The following is a 16,085-nucleotide window of genomic DNA, read 5'->3' as shown; positions in this document are numbered from 1 at the left end:
CGGAAAACCAAAGCTTAGCGATCATCGTCGACGTTTCCTGTGGTCTGTTTGGTGCAGCTTCGGCGAGCCACCCGTTCGACGACGAAACTAGCAAACGATAGCGTGAGGGCGACGGCGAACGCCGCGACGAAGCTCATCGACAATCCAAGCGGAAAGCCCGATCGATCGCGCAGGAAGAAAATTAAGACGACAAAAGCGACTCCCCAGGAAAACAATGCAACCCAACGGAGTATGCGTTCAAGTCGTTCCATGCCCGCCACGATATCCGCTGGCGACGGGCGGGGCAAAAGCTACGCAAGCCGCGGGCGGCGAACGCCGGAAAGTGCGACAATAGGGATCGTCGCCATCATCGCCATAATGATCGCCGCGGGTTCCGGGACAACCGCCACTGCTTCAGCAGCCGAAACCGCGCTGCTGTAGTGGTACCGCCATGCAAGGAGATCCGCTCTGTCCACGTCCTGGTCGTTGTCGGCATCGCCGTCGGAGCGCGTCGCGCTCGCTTTACCGAGGTTGCGTTGCCATCGCAGGAAGTCAGTGCCGTCCACGACCATGTCCCCATTGAAATCGGCAAACGCAGGGTCGGCGACAGGCGCCGTGATTGACAAGTCGTCGATGGCGAACTCTGTTCCGCCAATCGTGAGCGTTTCGATTGCTCCCGTCAGGGTCACCGTGCCATAGGCGAGAGACGGCGAGCTTACCACTGAGACGGCGACTCCCCCGACAGAAATGCCGTTCATGTACTTAATCGACAACTGCCTTGACGTTGATTGACCGTTAATCGTGAGGCCGTTATATGAATTGTACTGACCGAATTTAAAACCGATGCTTGTGGTTTGCGGGGGAATTGATATCGCGACGCCAACTCCGCCTCCCATGTATAGTTCCTTACCGCCGCCCTTCGCATAATTATTGCCCGTTACTGACACTTGCAATTTTTCCGGATAGGGGACGACCGTAAACTTAATTCCCTGAGAGTTAAAAGAACTTCCGGTTGCGTAACGCGTTGTCGGCGTTGTCAGCTGCAAGTCTTCGAATCCAGTCGAGAGCGCTGCAAAACAGCTCGTTGACGACAGAGCCCAGATTAGCGAGAAGAGCGATCGAGTCATGTGACGTCTCTGGAGCAATCGCATGGCGGACTACATCGGAAGTATTGTAATCGGCCAGACTAGTCGGCTGCGAGGGGAGTAGCGGCACAACCCGCCGTTCCCCAGCAAAAGCAGACCTAGCCGCCTTCAATCGACAGCCAGTACAGTCCGCAATAAATGAGTAGCGGCAAAGCAGACCACGCCAACACGACCGCCGCGAGAGTTTTCTCTTCCTTGGTCGCCTTGCGTTGGCGGCCGCGAAATCGGCCCGCCAACCACAAGCCAATGGCAGCGGTCGCCAGCGGCATTCCCGATAGTATTAATCGGCCATCCATGCTGAGCGACCTCGTAAGCAGACCGAGCCGCCGAATTCCGGGGCGGGTTCAGATCAAACTGCCGGAAAGCAGTCGCGTATTCGGCCGGAAGCTTTCTCATCGACTCGGCCAACAGTGAGTCCCCCAAGCGAACCGTCCGCCTGCATGATCGTGTAGTGCTGATGGAACGAGTCGTCTGGCGGACATTCACGGTCGTCCAGAGCGGACTGGTCCAAATCGGCGACTGAGATCAGCGCCTGACCTAGCGATCGAAGTCCCTCGGGATCGCCATAGACGCGGATCTCGCCGTCTCCGTCAACGACGAGGTAGCCCGACAGCGTGCGAATGACGTTCTTGGTGTGCCAGCTAGCCATGCCGCCCATTCTAACCGCCGCCGAGGCGGGCGGGAGAGGAACGATTATTTTGTTGTCGGGATTCATTTAATCTGTTTAGAATGGCCCGACCATGCGATCGATGTAAATGTCCTTAACTCAGGAGAGTTGCTAATGATCCGTTTCCGTTTGCTGGTTTTTGGATTCGCAATCGCGATTGTCGGCGGCCCCTCTTTCGCTGCTGACTCATTCGTGATCGAACCAGACGATTACGCGGACGGGACCGTCTTAAACGACGTGAATCCGCGCGTGAAGCTCAGGATCTTCGACGGCGTCCTCAGCACAAGTTTTCCAACGGACTTCGGCGTCTTTCCAGACCCTGGCATTATTGCCGTCACCGCGCTGACGAATGACTCAGTCCTTGGGGGATATTACACGTCAACGGGAACCAAGTCGTTCGGCCACTATCTCATCGGTTTCACGCCAGAGTCGAGACAAATCGCCATGCAGTTCATGGGAGCAGCGAGTTCTGTTTCTGTGGACGTCATTGGAAGAAGCGATTTGTCTTCAGCGATCGGCACGCTCGAAGTGTTCAGCCCCAACGGAACGCTGCTGGAAACCGTCTTTTCCCCGCCACTCGGCAGACAGCAGGTTGCGACGCTCAGCATCTCGCGCCCGATTGCAGACATCGGATACGCGCGGGCTTTTTCAAGCCCCCAGGGCAGCCTCTTTGGCTCGTTTGACTACCTGCGGTTCACTTCCGTACCTGAACCGCCGGGAGTGTCCTTGATGGCTTTCGGCTTGTTCGTTTGCGCGAGAAGGCGCGAACGCGTAGATCTGTGAGCCGTCTCCCTCCGACGACTTCCTACAACGCCGCCGCCATCCCCAGCAGCCCCGCCACAACCGTCGTGGCGATAAGCGCCGAGCGGAGCGTGAAGCGGCCGAGGCGGAGGGCGCCGATGCCGGCGAGAGTGAAGACGAGTATTGGATACCAGAGGGGAAAGTAATAGAACGGCCCAACAGCCCCGAACCACCCAACTTTCTCATCGCCGCCTTCGGGATAGCCCAATTTCTCGAATCTCGCCTCTTCACGGACGTTAAAAAAATACAGTTCTATCCCTGACCGCCGCGAGAAGGACGGGATTTTCCCTAAAGTGACCATGCCGTTAGCGGACTGCACCACGACCTTCTCTGAGGCCAGTGGGTAACTCCAGTAAAAGTCACGGTCGGCTGAAGCCCACCCCCATAGCCCCAAGCACGCCACGCTCAGCACGAAGCAGGTTGTCGCCAGGGCGTAGCGGAGGTAGGCGGTCATGGCGTTCACGATAGCTAAGTCAGCATTTCGTTCTCGAAACTCGACGCGTCTCCGCTACTTACTTCGGCAATCGTTTGCGTGAAAGTCGCTCAACGTCCGGCACATGCAGTCCGAATGACTTCTTCCCTCGGCTTGCGACTTCGTGATACACTAACAACCTATCTCGTCCAGCCTGGAACGCGAAAGTTTTTCGACAACGCCTTTGAGAGGATGACTAATGAGACTTACCGCAGCGTTGATTCTCTCCGCCTTTGTGGCCTCTTGGGCGACGCCGGCCCACGCGGTCTCGTTCAGCTTCGCTCACGTCGGCAACGCCGGCAACGCGGCCGATCCTCGGACGGGACTTGGAGCCGTTGCGTACAGCTATTCGATTTCCAAAACTGAAGTCACCAATGCCCAGTACGTCGAGTTTCTCAATAAGGTAGACCCCGCAGGCAGTAACGCCCTAGGCCTCTTCTACGCAAGCATGGCAGGCGTCAACGGCGGCATCGAGAAGACCGGCGCGACAGACGGCGCCCGGTATGTCGCGAGAGCTGGCCGTGAGCAGCAGCCTGTCAGTTCCGTGTCGTTCTTTCATGCGATGCGGTTCGTCAACTGGCTGCACAACGGCCAAGGCAACGGCGGTACGGAGTCGGGCGTTTACACGATCGGCAGCGGCATCGACGAGGTGCGTTCGGCGAACGCCAAGTTTTGGATTCCGAGCCAAGACGAGTGGTACAAGGCGGCGTACCACGATTCAACCGCCGGCACGGCCGGCGTCTACTTCGACTTCCCCACCGGCAGCAACGCCATTCCGATTAGCGACAAACCGGCGGACAACCCATCCGCCGCGAATTACTTCAATGACGATGGACTGGCGAACGGCTTCAACGACGGCTATGCCGTGAGCGGGTCGACGAGCCCCATCCCCGGCGCTCTCTTCACCGATGTGGGCGCTTACACGCAGGCCGCAAGCCCCTATGGAACATTCGACCAAGACGGCAATGTAGAAGAATGGAACGAATCGGTGGGGCCTGGCTTCGCACGCGACCTGCGGGGCAGCTCAGCCATGGGCGGATATCCAGAAATGCAGGTCGATTGGCGGAACTGGGCCCATCCAATGTTCGGTCATGAAACATTTGGTTTTCGCGTGGCAACTGTTCCGGAACCAGGCGCAGCGGTCCTGGGGGCGATGGCTGTTGCAGGTCTGTTCTTTCGGAAAAGGGATGACGAGCTAACCTGCTAGTCCCTACAGGTTCCGCGGCTCAGCGATGCTAACGGCTTGGCGTGAGTCCACGCCCAGTTCCCGTTTAGATTTTCCGTCAAAGCGGGAGCCGGGCTTTTCGGCGCAGGCACTGACCGAGTTGAGGCTAGTCAGATCCCGGCCTTGTTGAGTTCTCGCTCGGCTTTGGCGATCGCTGCCTCACGCTGACGATTCGTGCGAACTGGCCGTTCTGTCACGCCATCGCTGGCAGCAGTAGCTACTTCGAAGAATCGCTTCACGGCGGGCACGCTACTCATGTGACGGCCGCCACAAACGAGCGTCTTAAGCTTCACGCCGTGAGAGTTACAACGAAACCAACGATGCAGCGTCATTTGGCGGGGGCGCTGCCCAGTGACTCGCTCTATGGCTTGAGGGCAGGCAGGAGAGATTCTGGCGCTAGGCGACAGCGACTAATTGCGAGCTATTCGGAGGACTTGAGAGAGCCCCGCAGTGGTTAGCCTGCGGGATACCAATAGCGGGCAATCTGTTGAGTGATCGTGATCCCGTCCTCGGCAGAAACGATCGGCTGCGGGCCGTTCGCGAGCCATTCGGCGACGAGGCGGTCGTCGAGAAGTTTGCTAGCCGCTGATTTATACGGCCCGAAAAGATGGTCACGCCCGTGCAGCGTAACAATTGCCTGCCCGGATTGGCGGTGGAGGCGATACTGGGAATCGCCTGAGTTAGACGCGGCCTAGTGCGGATCTCCTTTTCTAAGAGACAAGGTGGAACCTTTCGCGCCCCTTCACGAATAAAGGCCGCGTTGCCCCGTCCGGGCAAGCGGCCTTTAAGCATGAGTTAGCAATGACTTACGTCAAAGTGGAGGATAACGGGTTCGAACCGATGACCTTTTGGCTGCCAGCCAAACGCTCTCCCAACTGAGCTAATCCCCCTTGGGCGGCAACAGGTTGTTGCCAGAAAGCCGAAATTATCAGGCCTTGCGAAGACTGTCAACGCACCCGGGGGTTGCTTGACGCCTCGTTTCGACGGTCGCCGGCTCGCCAACCGCCCGGAAAGTGGGCTGTCGCGGCCAAATTCCGCCGAAATCACTGGCCTTGCCTCGATTGATCGGCCGGCAATGCGTGCCAGCCGGAGCTTTCTGCCGGCGGCTGTCGCAACCGGCGCGACAATTATATCCCGAGCGGCCCAGGAGCAAGAAATTCAGGAGCCGGAACCGGCTGGCTCGCAGCCCAACGCTCTCCAGACTGGACCGATCACCCCAGCGAGCGGGAGGTTGCCGTCAAACTCTTCCCATTTTAAACCCCGCAAACCGCCGTGAGGCCTTTGGAGCAAGACTGGCGGTCAATCGGGCCTCACAGTTTCGCCGATAGGAAAGGTGAACACGACTGCGGCGACCGGTGCAATCGGCGCGAATTCACAATGGGGCAGCTCGCCGTTCAAATTCCTGGGGGGGAATCTCATGCTTTTCACCGCTTCGGCGGGGCGGCGCGGCGCTGCTCTGCTCTGTCTTCTGCTGGCTTCTAGCCCGCTTTCCGCCAGCGCCCAAGATTGCGGCATCGTCGACTGCGGCGAACCGGTCTGCGGCTTTCCGGACGACTCTTGCACCTCGTGCGATTCGTGCGGTTCGTGCGGTTCGAACTGCGGCGGCGCCTGCAAGTCGAACGGCTGCGATCGCTTCTGGGTTCGCGGCGAGTACCTCTACTGGCAAGTCACCGGCGCCGATTCGCCGGCGCTCGTCACGTCGAGCCCCGACGGCACGTCGCTCGCCACGGCAGGCCAACTCGGCCAGAACACGACGACGACGCTCGTCGGCAACGATGCGCTGACCGACAAGTGGCGCTCGGGCTTCGCCGTCAGCACTGGCTACTGGCTCGATCCATGCAACGGGTTGGCGGTCGTCGGCGACTACTTCCAAGTCGGCAGCAACAACTTCAATTCTAGCCTTGGCCCCGACGACGGCACGATCTACGCCCGTCCGTTCTTTAACAGCGAGACCGGGCTGCAAGACGCCCAGCTGGTGAACGTGCCGGACGAACAGGCAGGCAACGTCCACGTGCAGAGCAGCAGCCAGTTCCAAGGCGCCGGCCTCGGCTTGGAAAAATGCCTGCTGAGCTGCGGCAACGCGAACTCGTGCGGTCCGAGCGGTTGGGTAACCCTCGTCGGCGGGTACCGCTACTACCAGCACAACTCCGCACTGCAAGTTAACGAAGACATCCTAATCCTTGATAACACGACCTCGCCACTGGTTCCGGGAACGACGGTATACGTCGAAGACAAGTTCGGCGCTCGCAACCAATTCCACGGCGGTGAAATTGGTTTGCAAGGTCGCCGGCAAGAGGGTTGGATTTGGATCGACGGCCTCGCGACGATGGCGATCGGCGCCAACAATCGCGCCGTGTCGATCAACGGCGGCACCGATATCACTGTTCCGGCCGGCGGCGGCACGACTTCGAATCCCGGCGGTCTGCTAACCTCGGGCGAGACGAACATCGGCAACTACACCGATACGAAGGCAGTCGTCATTCCGCGCTTCCGGCTCGGCCTCGGCGCCCAGATCACCGAACGGCTCAGCGCTCGCTTCGGCTACAACGTGATTGTCTGGACCGACGTCGTGCAAGCCGCATCGGAGTTGCCGCCGGGCTTGTCGAGCGATCCGCGGAACTTGCCGCCGGTGCAAGGCGGCGGCGGAGCGCAGCCGGCGTTCCCGGGGATGTTCGGCACGACGGTGGTCGCCCATGGCGCCGACCTAGGGCTGGAACTGACGTTCTAGGCTCAGCGTTGGAGGTCGCCTTCTGTGGGAGGGGTCTCCGACCCCGAAGCGGCTCGCTGGGCCTAAGCGGCGGCGAGTGGAGAACGGAATCGGCGTCGGAGACGCCTCCCACAGTCGCGCGAAGGCATCACTGCGGCAGGTTGACGGCGGGTCCATCGACCGATCGAATTGGTCGATGGACCTCGACGAGACGACCCGCCTGATTCGCGCTGCGGCCGAGCGCGCCGCGACCTACCACGCCTCGCTGCCCGAGCGGGGCGTGGCGCCAACGCCCGCAAGTTTGGCCGCGCTGGCGGAGTTCGACGAGCCGTTCCCAGAACGGCCCGCCGCTGCGGACGACACGCTGGCGATGCTCGATCGGCTCGGCTCGCCGGCGACGATGGCGACGACAGGTGGCCGCTACTTCGGCTTCGTCAACGGGGCCGTCCTGCCGGCGGCGATGGCGGCCCACATCCTCGCGACGGCGTGGGATCAGAACGCGGCGCTCTCGGCGATGTCGCCGCTGGCGAGCCGCGTGCGGTCGGTCGTTTCGCGGTGGCTGGTCGATGCGCTCCGCCTGCCCGCCGGGAGCGAGGCGATGTTTGTCGGCGGCGCGACCGTGGCGAACCTCTGCGGCCTCGCGGCGGGGCGCGACTTCGTGCTCTCTCAAGTCGGCTGGGACGCTGCGGGCGACGGGCTGATCGGCGCGCCGCCGGTGAGCGTGATCGTTGGCGAGCAGGCCCACTCGACGATCGCCAAGTCACTCTCAATCATTGGCCTTGGCCGCAAGCGGGTGATCGTCGCGCCCACGGACGATCAAGGGCGAATCATCGCGAGCCGTTTGCCCAGTGTCGACGGCCCGGTGATCGTCTCGACGCAAGCGGGCGAGTTGAACACCGGCGCCTTTGATCCGTTCGACGAGATCATCGATTGGGCCCGCCAGCGGAACAGCTGGGTGCATGTCGACGGAGCCATCGGGCTGTGGGCCGCAGCGTCGCCCGCGCGGCGGCATCTCACCGCGGGCATGAACGGCGCCGACTCTTGGGCGACCGACGGGCACAAGTGGCTCAACGTCCCGTACGACTCGGGGATCATCCTCATTCGCGATGCGGCCCTGTTACGGCCGACAATGTCGGCGCGGGCCGGCTACTTGCCGGAGGGAGATCTCGATCCGATGCACCACACGCCGCAGTCGTCGCAGCGAGCGCGGGCGTTCGATGCGTGGGCCGCACTGCGAACGCTGGGGCGGAGCGGACTTGCAGACCTGGTCGATCGCTGCAGCGATCACGCCCAGCGATTCGCCGCGGGGTTGCGTGCGGCGGGGATCGACGTGCTCAACGAGGTGGTGATTAACCAGGTGCTCGTCGGATTTGCCGATGACGCGGCGACCGATCGCGTGCTCGAGCACATCCAACGCTCGGGCGAGTGCTGGTGCGGCGGGACGATGTGGCGAGGTCGCAAGGCGATGCGGATCAGCGTGTCGAGTTGGGCGACGACCGAGGCGGACGTTGATCGCAGCCTAGCGGCAATCATTGCGGCGCGCGACGCCGCCTGCTAGCCCCGGGCTCCGCCCGGGGGTCGCGCACCATGCTATGGAACGTCGCCCCTACTTCAAGCCGCCCCCCGGGCGGAGCCCGGGGCTAGTTTATCGCTTGCGGCTGGCGCGACGCTTCATGGCGAGCATCCCCATGCCGCCGAGAGCGAATAGCGAGGCGGTCGCCGGTTCCGGGAGGACTTCCGGATCGGGAGCGTACTGCGGCGGCGGAGCGGAACCGAGTAGGTTGCGCTTCGAGGCGTACTGAGCGAGCAGGCCCCGTTCGCCGAAATTGTACATCTCGCCGCGAGCGTTGTCGGGCAGAACGATGTTCGTGAACGCATCGGCGGCCAGCGTGCCGATGTTGGCGCCTGGCGGAACGTTGTTGTTATTCAAGTTCCGAATCGTGCCGAGCGTGTCGATGCCGTCGAGATACTGGAACGGATGGGTCTGACGGATCGAGTACGTGCCGGCCGCGAGGTTCGTGAACGAGTAGAGGCCGATGTCGCTCGTGACGACGGTCGAGAGCAACGTCTCGGTCATCCCGGAAACGCTGTAGAGCTTAATCTCAACGTTGGGGATGACGAGATCAGGGTGCGGCGCATCGCTAAACAGGAGTATTCCATCGTTATAACGATCGACGTACGTGTAGCCGGAGAGCTGACTGACAGCCAGAGCGTTGGACGCGAAGAGCGTCGCGGCGAGGCAAGCGCAGGTCGCCGCAAGCGCGCGGCGGCCCCATCGGTGTCGGAAAATCATAAGAAGCGCATCCCAAGGTGGACTGAAGAAACGCGGGCCGCCGGAGCGGTCTGCGGTAGTTGATGAAGGGCTGACGCTCAGCGAGCGTCGAAGTCCGTCATTAGTCCTGCCTCGTCCGGTTAGGGAATGCGGTGAAAGAGAATGGCCTGGGCAAAATGCGCGGGCTCTACTTCCACGCTAGTCACCGATTAGGAAACCGGCAATTTTTTGGGGCAGATTGGTCCCCTTTTTTTATCCGGACGCGGTGCGACGGCGTCCGGTTGGGCCGGTCGTGCGGGCGACCGGAAGGATGAGGGGCCGCGGTTGGCGGAGAGGGCGGCTAGGCGGCACGAGCGATTGAGAAGGGGGCGACGACGGATGTTGTCGTGTCGTGTCGCATTGCTCCCAAGAGCCAAACGCGATTTTAGGCGACACTAAGAATTGGCGTGTAAGTCGTTTTTGTGTAACGAGTTACACGCCTTTGTGTCGCGCATAATGTCGCATTGGAGGCGACAGTTGCCCCTCGATCGGGAGGTGACGACAGGTTGGCCGGAGCCCGGTGAAGCGGTTGGAAATTCAGTTTTCAAAGAGCGGGTTTGGAGCTGAGCCCGAGTTTAGGGGCCAGCGGCAGAGGGGGATGGAACGTCGAATCGGCGTCGGAGACGCCTCCCACAAATGCCCCCCCATCGTGGGAATTGTGTCGCCCCTCCGGGGCTGCGGATTTTTTGGGCAGCTGACCAGGGACTTGCGCCCCTGGCTACAACATGTCGCCCCCTTCGGGGGCTTAAAGCAGGAGGTTGCGGTCGATTCGGCTCCGCGCCCCCCCCACTGCCCACTGCAGAAATAAACACCTGTACAGTATATCGCGATGAGTGGCCAAAAGCGAGTTGCAAAATGGGCGTTTTGGAGGGTTGCGGCTCGGGTCGCCCTGGTGGATTGGGGGCGAGGCGGTCACACTAGGGGGCCTTCGGTGAGCGGTTCACGCTGCAACTTGCCGTCGACGCCGCTGGAAAACAAAACCATCTGGTCCCCTCCCCTCGAGGGGGAGGGTTAGGGAGGGGTGACGGCGGCGGGTACCAGGGTTCATCCCCCCTCCCCAGCCCTCCCCTCCAGGGGGAGGGAGCCAGAAGAACTATTTGGCGGGCATCCTGCTCTCAGTGCACTCGCCAGACTCCAGCGTCACGCCACCCCCGGGCGGAGCCCGGGGCTAGATAATCCAACCTTCTGCAAACTGCCGCCGATGCCTGCTCCCCTGCCCCACTCGTCGCACCACCGTCGCCGGGTGGTCGTGGGCATGTTGAAAATGGCGATTGCCGCGGCAATCCTCGCGTTCCTCGTCTACCGGCTGCGGGGCGAAGGGGTCTTCACGCGGCTCGTTGACGAGCCAAAACACTGGGGGCGGCTCGCGCTCGCTCAGGTGTTGGTACTCGTGGGGATCTCGCTCAATTGGGTTCGTTGGCAGATTCTGGTGCGGGCGCTGAAGCTCGATTTTTCGTTTCGCGATGCGTTTCGCTTGGGGGCGCTCGGCCATCTGCTCAGCCAAGTGTCGCTTGGAAGCGTTGGCGGCGACGTCTTTAAAGCGATGGTGGTCGCCCGCGAGCACCCGGGGAAGCGGACCGAGGCGGTGGCGAGCGTGATCATTGACCGCGTCGTGGGGCTCTATGCGCTGCTGCTGGTGGCGTCAGTGGGCGCCGTTGCGGCGGGCGAGTCGCTTGCGCTCGACGATGAATTGCGGGGGCTGATGGCGCTCGTGCTCACACTGGCCGTCATCGGTACCGTGGGTATCGCGCTCTTGATGACGCCGGCGCTCACTGGGCCATGGTTGCGAGAGCGGTTGCGGAAGATTCCGGGCGTCGGGTCGACGCTCGTGCGGCTGTTCGGAGCAGCTGATGCGTATCGGCACGAGCGGCGGTACCTGTTCGCGGCAATCGGGGTGGCGTGCTGCACCCACTTGTCGCTGGTCGCGGCGATTTGGCTCATCGGCCAGGGGTTGCCCATTAAGGCGCCGACGCTGGCGGCGACGTTTTTGGTGGGGCCGCTGAGCTTGTGTGCGGGGGCGATTCCGCTGACGCCGGCGGGGCTGGGGACGTTTGAGGCGGCGATGGATCAGCTTTATCAGGCAGTGGGGAGCCAGCAGGGCGACGGGTTGCTCGCGGCGATTTGCTACCGGGCGATGACGTACGTGGTCGCGGGGATCGGGGCGACGTTTTATGTGACAGCGCGGAAGAAAGTTCGCGAGGTGCTGGAGGAGGCTGAGGCGGAAGAGGATGCCGCGGGGGACGCGAAGCCTAGCGCCTAACAAAAGCCACCGGCTCGGCCGGTGGACAAAGCGGCCAACGACGCTCTATTCGTGGCGCGTCCACCGGCGGAGCCGGTGGCTTTTACGGGTTTGAGCGCGCGAGCCGCCGTTCTGCCGCTCCCCTGGGTTCGTGGACCGAAATCCCTTAAACTTAAGCGTTTACGGCTGCGGCGGTTGTTTTGCGCGACCACGCCTCACGGCCGGCAGAGCGCCCCCCCCTGGCAGAGCCCGGGGCTAGAAGGCAGCTCACGACACACCGATCACCAGTCACTGATCCCTGATCACCAATTCCGCCCATGTTCCCACCTGTCGACAAAGACCGCGGCTTTCCTGAGCGTGAGCTCGACGTCCTTCGCTTCTGGAAGGAGCGGAACGTTTACCAGCAGACGCTCGACGCGCGGGACGGGGCGCCGCCGTTTGTGTTCTTCGAAGGGCCGCCGACGGCGAACGGCATGCCTCACCCCGGGCACTGCCTCACGCGGTCGATCAAGGATCTCTACCCGCGCTACAAGACGATGCGCGGCTACCGCTGCGAGCGGAAGGCGGGCTGGGATACGCACGGTTTGCCGGTGGAGGTGGAGGTCTGCAAAGAGCTCGGCATCCACTCGAAGGAAGAGATCGAGAACTTTGGGATCGAGCCGTTCATCCAAAAGTGCCAGGCGAGCGTCTGGCGGTACATGAACGAGTGGGAGCGTCTCACCGAGCGGCTCGGGTTTTGGGTCGATCTGCAGCACGCCTATGTGACATATCACCAGAGCTTTATCGAGAGCGTCTGGTGGTCGCTGAAGAATTTGTTTGACCGCGGGCTGCTGTACAAGGGGCACAAGATCGTTTGGTGGTGGGCCCAGGGCGGCACGGCGCTATCGAGCGGCGAGGTGGGGCAAGGGTACCGCGAGGTGGCGGATCCTAGCGTGTATGTGAAGTTTCCGCTTGTGGATGACAAGGGTAAGGCAGTTGGAGCGTCGCTCTTGGTTTGGACGACGACACCTTGGACGCTTCCGAGCAATCAATTTGTCGCCATCAACCCCAAGCTGAGCTACTGCAACATCTACGATGAAGACTCCCAGGAAACCTTGATCGTCGCCTCCGACTTGGCGCCATCTCTGGAAGCAAAACTAAAACGTCCGCTCAAGGTTGTCGGCGAACTCAAAGCGGAAAGCTTGATCGGATCGCACTACGCTCCCCCGTTCGACTGCTACCAAGCCAAAGACATCAAGTCCTCCTGGCGAGTGGTATCAGCCGACTTTGTGACGACCGACAGCGGTACAGGCCTCGTTCACATCGCTCCCGCGTTCGGCGAAGACGATTACAACGTTCTGCAACAACTTCGCGAACAGTTGGGCGAGCAGGCGCCATCGCTGATCAACTGTGTCGGCCCTGACGGTAAATTCACCGCGGAGGCGCCTGAGTTCGTCCGTGGCCGCTGGGTCAAGGATTGCGATAAGGACATCATTCGCGACCTCAAGTCGCGCGGGCTGCTGTTTCACCAAGAGCAGTACTTGCACGACTATCCCTTCTGCTGGCGGGCCGAAGAGGATCCGCTCATTCAGTACCCGCGCGAGAGTTGGTTCATCCGCACCACCGCGTTCAAGGACGCGATGCTGGAGAACAACTCGAAGATCAACTGGCTGCCGGAGCACATTCGCGACGGGCGGTTCGGAAAGTTCCTGGAATCGAACGTCGATTGGGCGCTGAGCCGCGAACGGTTTTGGGGAACGCCGCTGCCGATTTGGGTTTGCTCCGAAACTGGGAAGATGGAGGCGCTCGGCGGGTACGACGAGTTGCTCGCCAAGCCGGGCGTGCGCGGGACCGACGTGTGGGACGAGGCGAAGCGGAAGAATCCTGAACTCGTCGACGACCTGCGGGTGCACAAGCCGTACATCGACGCGGTGACTTACGACTCGCCGTTTGCGAAGGGGGCGCGGATGGAGCGCGTCACCGAGGTGATCGACTGCTGGTACGACAGCGGGGCGATGCCGTTTGCGCAGTGGGGATATCGAGGGGAAGGCGGAGGGGGGAAGGCGGAAGGGGGAAGCGAGAGCGCGGAGCGGTTTCATTCGCAGTTCCCGGCCGATTTTATCAGCGAGGCGATCGATCAGACGCGCGGGTGGTTTTATAGCCAGTTGGCGATCAGCACGATGCTGTGGGGTTCAGCCCCCGGCTCCGCCAAAGGAACGGCGATGCCGTACCCTCATCCGTTCCGCAACTGCATTGTGCTTGGCCACATGCTTGCCGAGTGGTGGGAATCAAAAGATGGAAAGCAACTCTTTCTGTCAGAAGAAGCTGCACTGACGGCTTGCGGCAACGGCGGCTTTGTTCAGAAGGTCGGCAAAATGTCGAAGGGCAAGCGGAATTACCGCGAACCCAGCGAGATTTTTGATCGCTACGGGGCCGACGCACTCCGGTGGTACTTCTTTGCGAATCAGCCGCCGTGGACTTCGATTCGGTATAGCGAGCAGTCGATCAAGGACAGCGTGCCGGAGTTTTTGCTGCGGCTGTGGAACGTGTATTCGTTCTTCACGATCTACGCAAACATCGACGGGTTTGATCCGGCGACTTCCCCGGCGAAGCGGCCGTTGGCTCAGCGGAGCGAGCTCGACCGCTGGATCGTCAGCGAACTCAATCGCACTGCGGCGATCGTCGTCGAGCGGATGGATGCTTACGACAACTTCGCAGCTTGCGCGGCGATCACCGAGTTCGTCGATGCGTTGTCGAACTGGTATGTCCGCCGTAGTCGCGATCGATTCTGGGCGGCTGACAAGCAATCGGCAGAGAAGCTCGACGCTTACTGGACGCTGTACGAGTGCCTCACCACGACGGCTCAGTTGATCGCGCCGTTCACGCCGTTTTTGGCGGAAAGCCTGTGGCAGAATTTGGTCGCGAAGCCGCTGAATGGCGCGAAGGCCGGCAGTGCTGCGGAGAGCGTGCATCTGTGCGACTACCCGACGGGCGATGCCTCGGCTGTTGACGAGCAGTTGTCCGCGCGGATGAACCTGGTGCGGCACATTTCGTCGCTCGGCCGCCAAGCGCGGACGAGCGCGAGCCTCAAGGTGCGGCAGCCGCTCGCTCGCGTGGAAGTGATTCTGGCCGACAACACGCATCAAAAATGGCTTGAAGAGCATGCGGCGGTGATTGCCGAAGAACTCAACGTGAAGCTGGTGGAGTTCAGCGACGAGCCGGATAAGTACGTCGAACATGAGGTGCTGCCGAACTTTAAGTTGCTGGGCAAGAAGCTCGGCAAGCTGATGCCGAAGGTAAAACCAGCGCTGGCGAGCCAGAGCGGGGCCGAGTTGCTCGCCAACTTGCGCGACAACGGCAAGGTCGATCTCGTGATCGACGGCGAAGCGGTGGAGTTACTGCCGGAAGAGCTGGAGGTTCGTTTTCAAGCGAAGCCGGGATGGACGGCGGCGAACGACAAAGGCGTCGTCGTCGTGCTCGCGACGGAAGTGACGCCGGAGTTGCTCGCCGAGGGGCTGGCTCGCGACTTGGTGCGGGTGATTCAGGATCGCCGTAAGGAAATGGGCTGCGAGTTTACGGACCGGATCAACGTCGGCGTTGTTTCCGCGGCGCCGGAACTGATCGGCGCCGTCGAGAGCTTCCGCGAGTATATCTCTGCGGAAACGCTGGCGGCTAAGTTGACGACGCAGGCGATTCCCAACGCGGCGCCGTTAGCCACGAAGGTCGGCGACGCCGATGTGGAACTCTACCTGCAGGTGGCGTCATGAGTCGCGAACCGGTGAAGCCGCTGAAGATCGCCGTGCTGATCTCGGGCAGCGGGCGAACGCTGAAGAATTTTCTGGACCTAGCCGCCGAGGGAAGCCTGCCGGTTGACGTGCGGCTGGTGATTTCGAGCAGCCCCACCGCGGGCGGATTGCAGTACGCCGTCGATGCGGCCGTGCCGACGGAAGTGCTCATTCGCAAGAATTTTTCGTCGGCGCAGGCGTATGGCGATGCGATCTTTGCGGCGTGCCGTGCGGCGGGGGTCGACTTCGTGGCGATGGCGGGGTTCCTCAAGCTCGCGCCAGTGCCGGACGATTTTGCGGGGCGCGTGGTGAACATCCACCCGTCGCTGATTCCCGCGTTCTGCGGCCACGGCATGTATGGGCATCGCGTCCACGAGGCGGTGCTGGAGTATGGCGCCAAGGTGGCCGGCGTGACGGTGCACTTCGTCGACAACGAGTACGATGCGGGGCCGATCATTTGGCAGCAGCCGACGCCGGTGTTCGACGACGACACGGCGGACACGCTCGCGGCGCGGGTGTTCGAGGTCGAGAAAGAGGCGTATCCGCACGTGCTCAAGCTGCTGGCGGCGGGGCGGATCAAACTCGATGGGCGGCGGGTGCGGATTGTCGCGGGGCGGCCGCGCGGCGGGGCGATGATTGACGATTAGTATTTGAATGAGGTGAGCGCTGCGGACGCCCGGTGCAAAGACCATCTCAACTGCAATAAAAAAACATTTCAACACAGAGAGCACAGAGGACACAGAGAAGACTTTTTAACTACTTATTGTCTTCTCTG

General features: G+C 61.6%; 14 protein-coding genes and 1 tRNA gene. 7 read left to right on the top strand and 8 right to left on the bottom strand.

Annotated elements, in window-relative coordinates:
- Positions 1–14: 14 nt before the first annotated feature.
- From PLANPX_RS27970 to PLANPX_RS11095, 4 genes are all read right to left on the bottom strand, one after another.
- The gene (locus PLANPX_RS27970; RefSeq protein ID WP_232536376.1) at positions 15–251 is read right to left on the bottom strand and encodes a hypothetical protein; all 237 of its coding nucleotides are present in this window, start codon (positions 249–251) and stop codon (positions 15–17) included.
- Positions 252–290: 39 nt separating this feature from the next.
- A complete protein-coding gene (locus PLANPX_RS11105; RefSeq protein ID WP_152098797.1) occupies positions 291–1,106 on the bottom strand; it encodes a hypothetical protein in 816 nt (271 codons plus the stop codon).
- Between the two features lie 116 nt (positions 1,107–1,222).
- Positions 1,223–1,420: a hypothetical protein gene (locus tag PLANPX_RS11100; RefSeq protein ID WP_152098796.1), complete on the bottom strand. Its 198-nt coding sequence runs from the start codon at positions 1,418–1,420 to the stop codon at positions 1,223–1,225.
- A gap of 53 nt (positions 1,421–1,473) precedes the next feature.
- Complete coding sequence (locus PLANPX_RS11095; RefSeq protein ID WP_152098795.1) at positions 1,474–1,773, bottom strand: Imm32 family immunity protein; 300 nt, start codon at positions 1,771–1,773, stop codon at positions 1,474–1,476.
- A 132-nt stretch (positions 1,774–1,905) separates the two neighbouring features.
- On the opposite strand from PLANPX_RS11095, the gene PLANPX_RS11090 reads away from it, so the two are divergent.
- Positions 1,906–2,574 carry a hypothetical protein gene (locus PLANPX_RS11090; RefSeq protein ID WP_152098794.1) on the top strand — a complete coding sequence of 223 codons (669 nt, stop codon included), beginning with the start codon at positions 1,906–1,908 and terminating at the stop codon, positions 2,572–2,574.
- A gap of 22 nt (positions 2,575–2,596) precedes the next feature.
- On the opposite strand, the gene PLANPX_RS11085 is transcribed toward PLANPX_RS11090, so the two are convergent.
- Positions 2,597–3,046, bottom strand: coding sequence for a hypothetical protein (locus PLANPX_RS11085; protein ID WP_152098793.1), 450 nt, complete (start codon positions 3,044–3,046; stop codon positions 2,597–2,599).
- A 217-nt stretch (positions 3,047–3,263) separates the two neighbouring features.
- Here PLANPX_RS11085 and PLANPX_RS11080 point away from each other — a divergent pair, with 217 nt between their 5' ends.
- Positions 3,264–4,271, top strand: a complete 1,008-nt coding sequence (locus PLANPX_RS11080) for a formylglycine-generating enzyme family protein (RefSeq protein ID WP_152098792.1) — start codon at positions 3,264–3,266, stop codon at positions 4,269–4,271.
- A gap of 128 nt (positions 4,272–4,399) precedes the next feature.
- Here PLANPX_RS11080 and PLANPX_RS28415 read toward each other — a convergent pair whose 3' ends face one another.
- Both PLANPX_RS28415 and PLANPX_RS11070 read right to left on the bottom strand, forming a co-directional pair.
- The gene (locus tag PLANPX_RS28415; protein ID WP_420844080.1) at positions 4,400–4,654 is read right to left on the bottom strand and encodes a DUF1580 domain-containing protein; all 255 of its coding nucleotides are present in this window, start codon (positions 4,652–4,654) and stop codon (positions 4,400–4,402) included.
- 452 nt (positions 4,655–5,106) lie between these two features.
- Positions 5,107–5,179: transfer RNA gene (locus tag PLANPX_RS11070), tRNA-Ala, on the bottom strand.
- Between the two features lie 527 nt (positions 5,180–5,706).
- Between PLANPX_RS11070 and PLANPX_RS11065 the strand changes: the two genes are divergently transcribed.
- Positions 5,707–7,017: a BBP7 family outer membrane beta-barrel protein gene (locus PLANPX_RS11065; protein ID WP_152098790.1), complete on the top strand. Its 1,311-nt coding sequence runs from the start codon at positions 5,707–5,709 to the stop codon at positions 7,015–7,017.
- Between the two features lie 76 nt (positions 7,018–7,093).
- Positions 7,094–8,554 carry a pyridoxal phosphate-dependent decarboxylase family protein gene (locus PLANPX_RS11060; protein ID WP_198421877.1) on the top strand — a complete coding sequence of 487 codons (1,461 nt, stop codon included), beginning with the start codon at positions 7,094–7,096 and terminating at the stop codon, positions 8,552–8,554.
- A gap of 87 nt (positions 8,555–8,641) precedes the next feature.
- Here the strand turns inward: PLANPX_RS11060 and PLANPX_RS11055 are convergent, their stop codons facing one another.
- Positions 8,642–9,289 carry an SdrD B-like domain-containing protein gene (locus PLANPX_RS11055; protein ID WP_152098789.1) on the bottom strand — a complete coding sequence of 216 codons (648 nt, stop codon included), beginning with the start codon at positions 9,287–9,289 and terminating at the stop codon, positions 8,642–8,644.
- A 1,219-nt stretch (positions 9,290–10,508) separates the two neighbouring features.
- Between PLANPX_RS11055 and PLANPX_RS11050 the strand changes: the two genes are divergently transcribed.
- The 3 genes from PLANPX_RS11050 to purN all read left to right on the top strand — a co-directional run bounded on the left by PLANPX_RS11050 (position 10,509) and on the right by purN (position 15,957).
- Positions 10,509–11,567 carry a lysylphosphatidylglycerol synthase transmembrane domain-containing protein gene (locus PLANPX_RS11050; protein WP_152098788.1) on the top strand — a complete coding sequence of 353 codons (1,059 nt, stop codon included), beginning with the start codon at positions 10,509–10,511 and terminating at the stop codon, positions 11,565–11,567.
- A gap of 296 nt (positions 11,568–11,863) precedes the next feature.
- Positions 11,864–15,292 (top strand): isoleucine--tRNA ligase, encoded by a 3,429-nt coding sequence (ileS, locus tag PLANPX_RS11045; protein WP_152098787.1) that lies wholly within the window; start codon positions 11,864–11,866, stop codon positions 15,290–15,292.
- Positions 15,289–15,957 carry a phosphoribosylglycinamide formyltransferase gene (gene purN, locus PLANPX_RS11040; RefSeq protein ID WP_152098786.1) on the top strand — a complete coding sequence of 223 codons (669 nt, stop codon included), beginning with the start codon at positions 15,289–15,291 and terminating at the stop codon, positions 15,955–15,957. The genes ileS and purN overlap by 4 nt, the downstream gene beginning before the upstream one ends.
- Positions 15,958–16,085: the final 128 nt, after the last annotated feature.

This window comes from Lacipirellula parvula, assembly GCF_009177095.1.
Taxonomy (GTDB): Bacteria; Planctomycetota; Planctomycetia; order Pirellulales; family Lacipirellulaceae; genus Lacipirellula; species Lacipirellula parvula.
The sequence above is the reverse complement of the archived record's forward strand: the minus strand, read 5'-3'. Positions and strand labels throughout refer to the sequence as shown.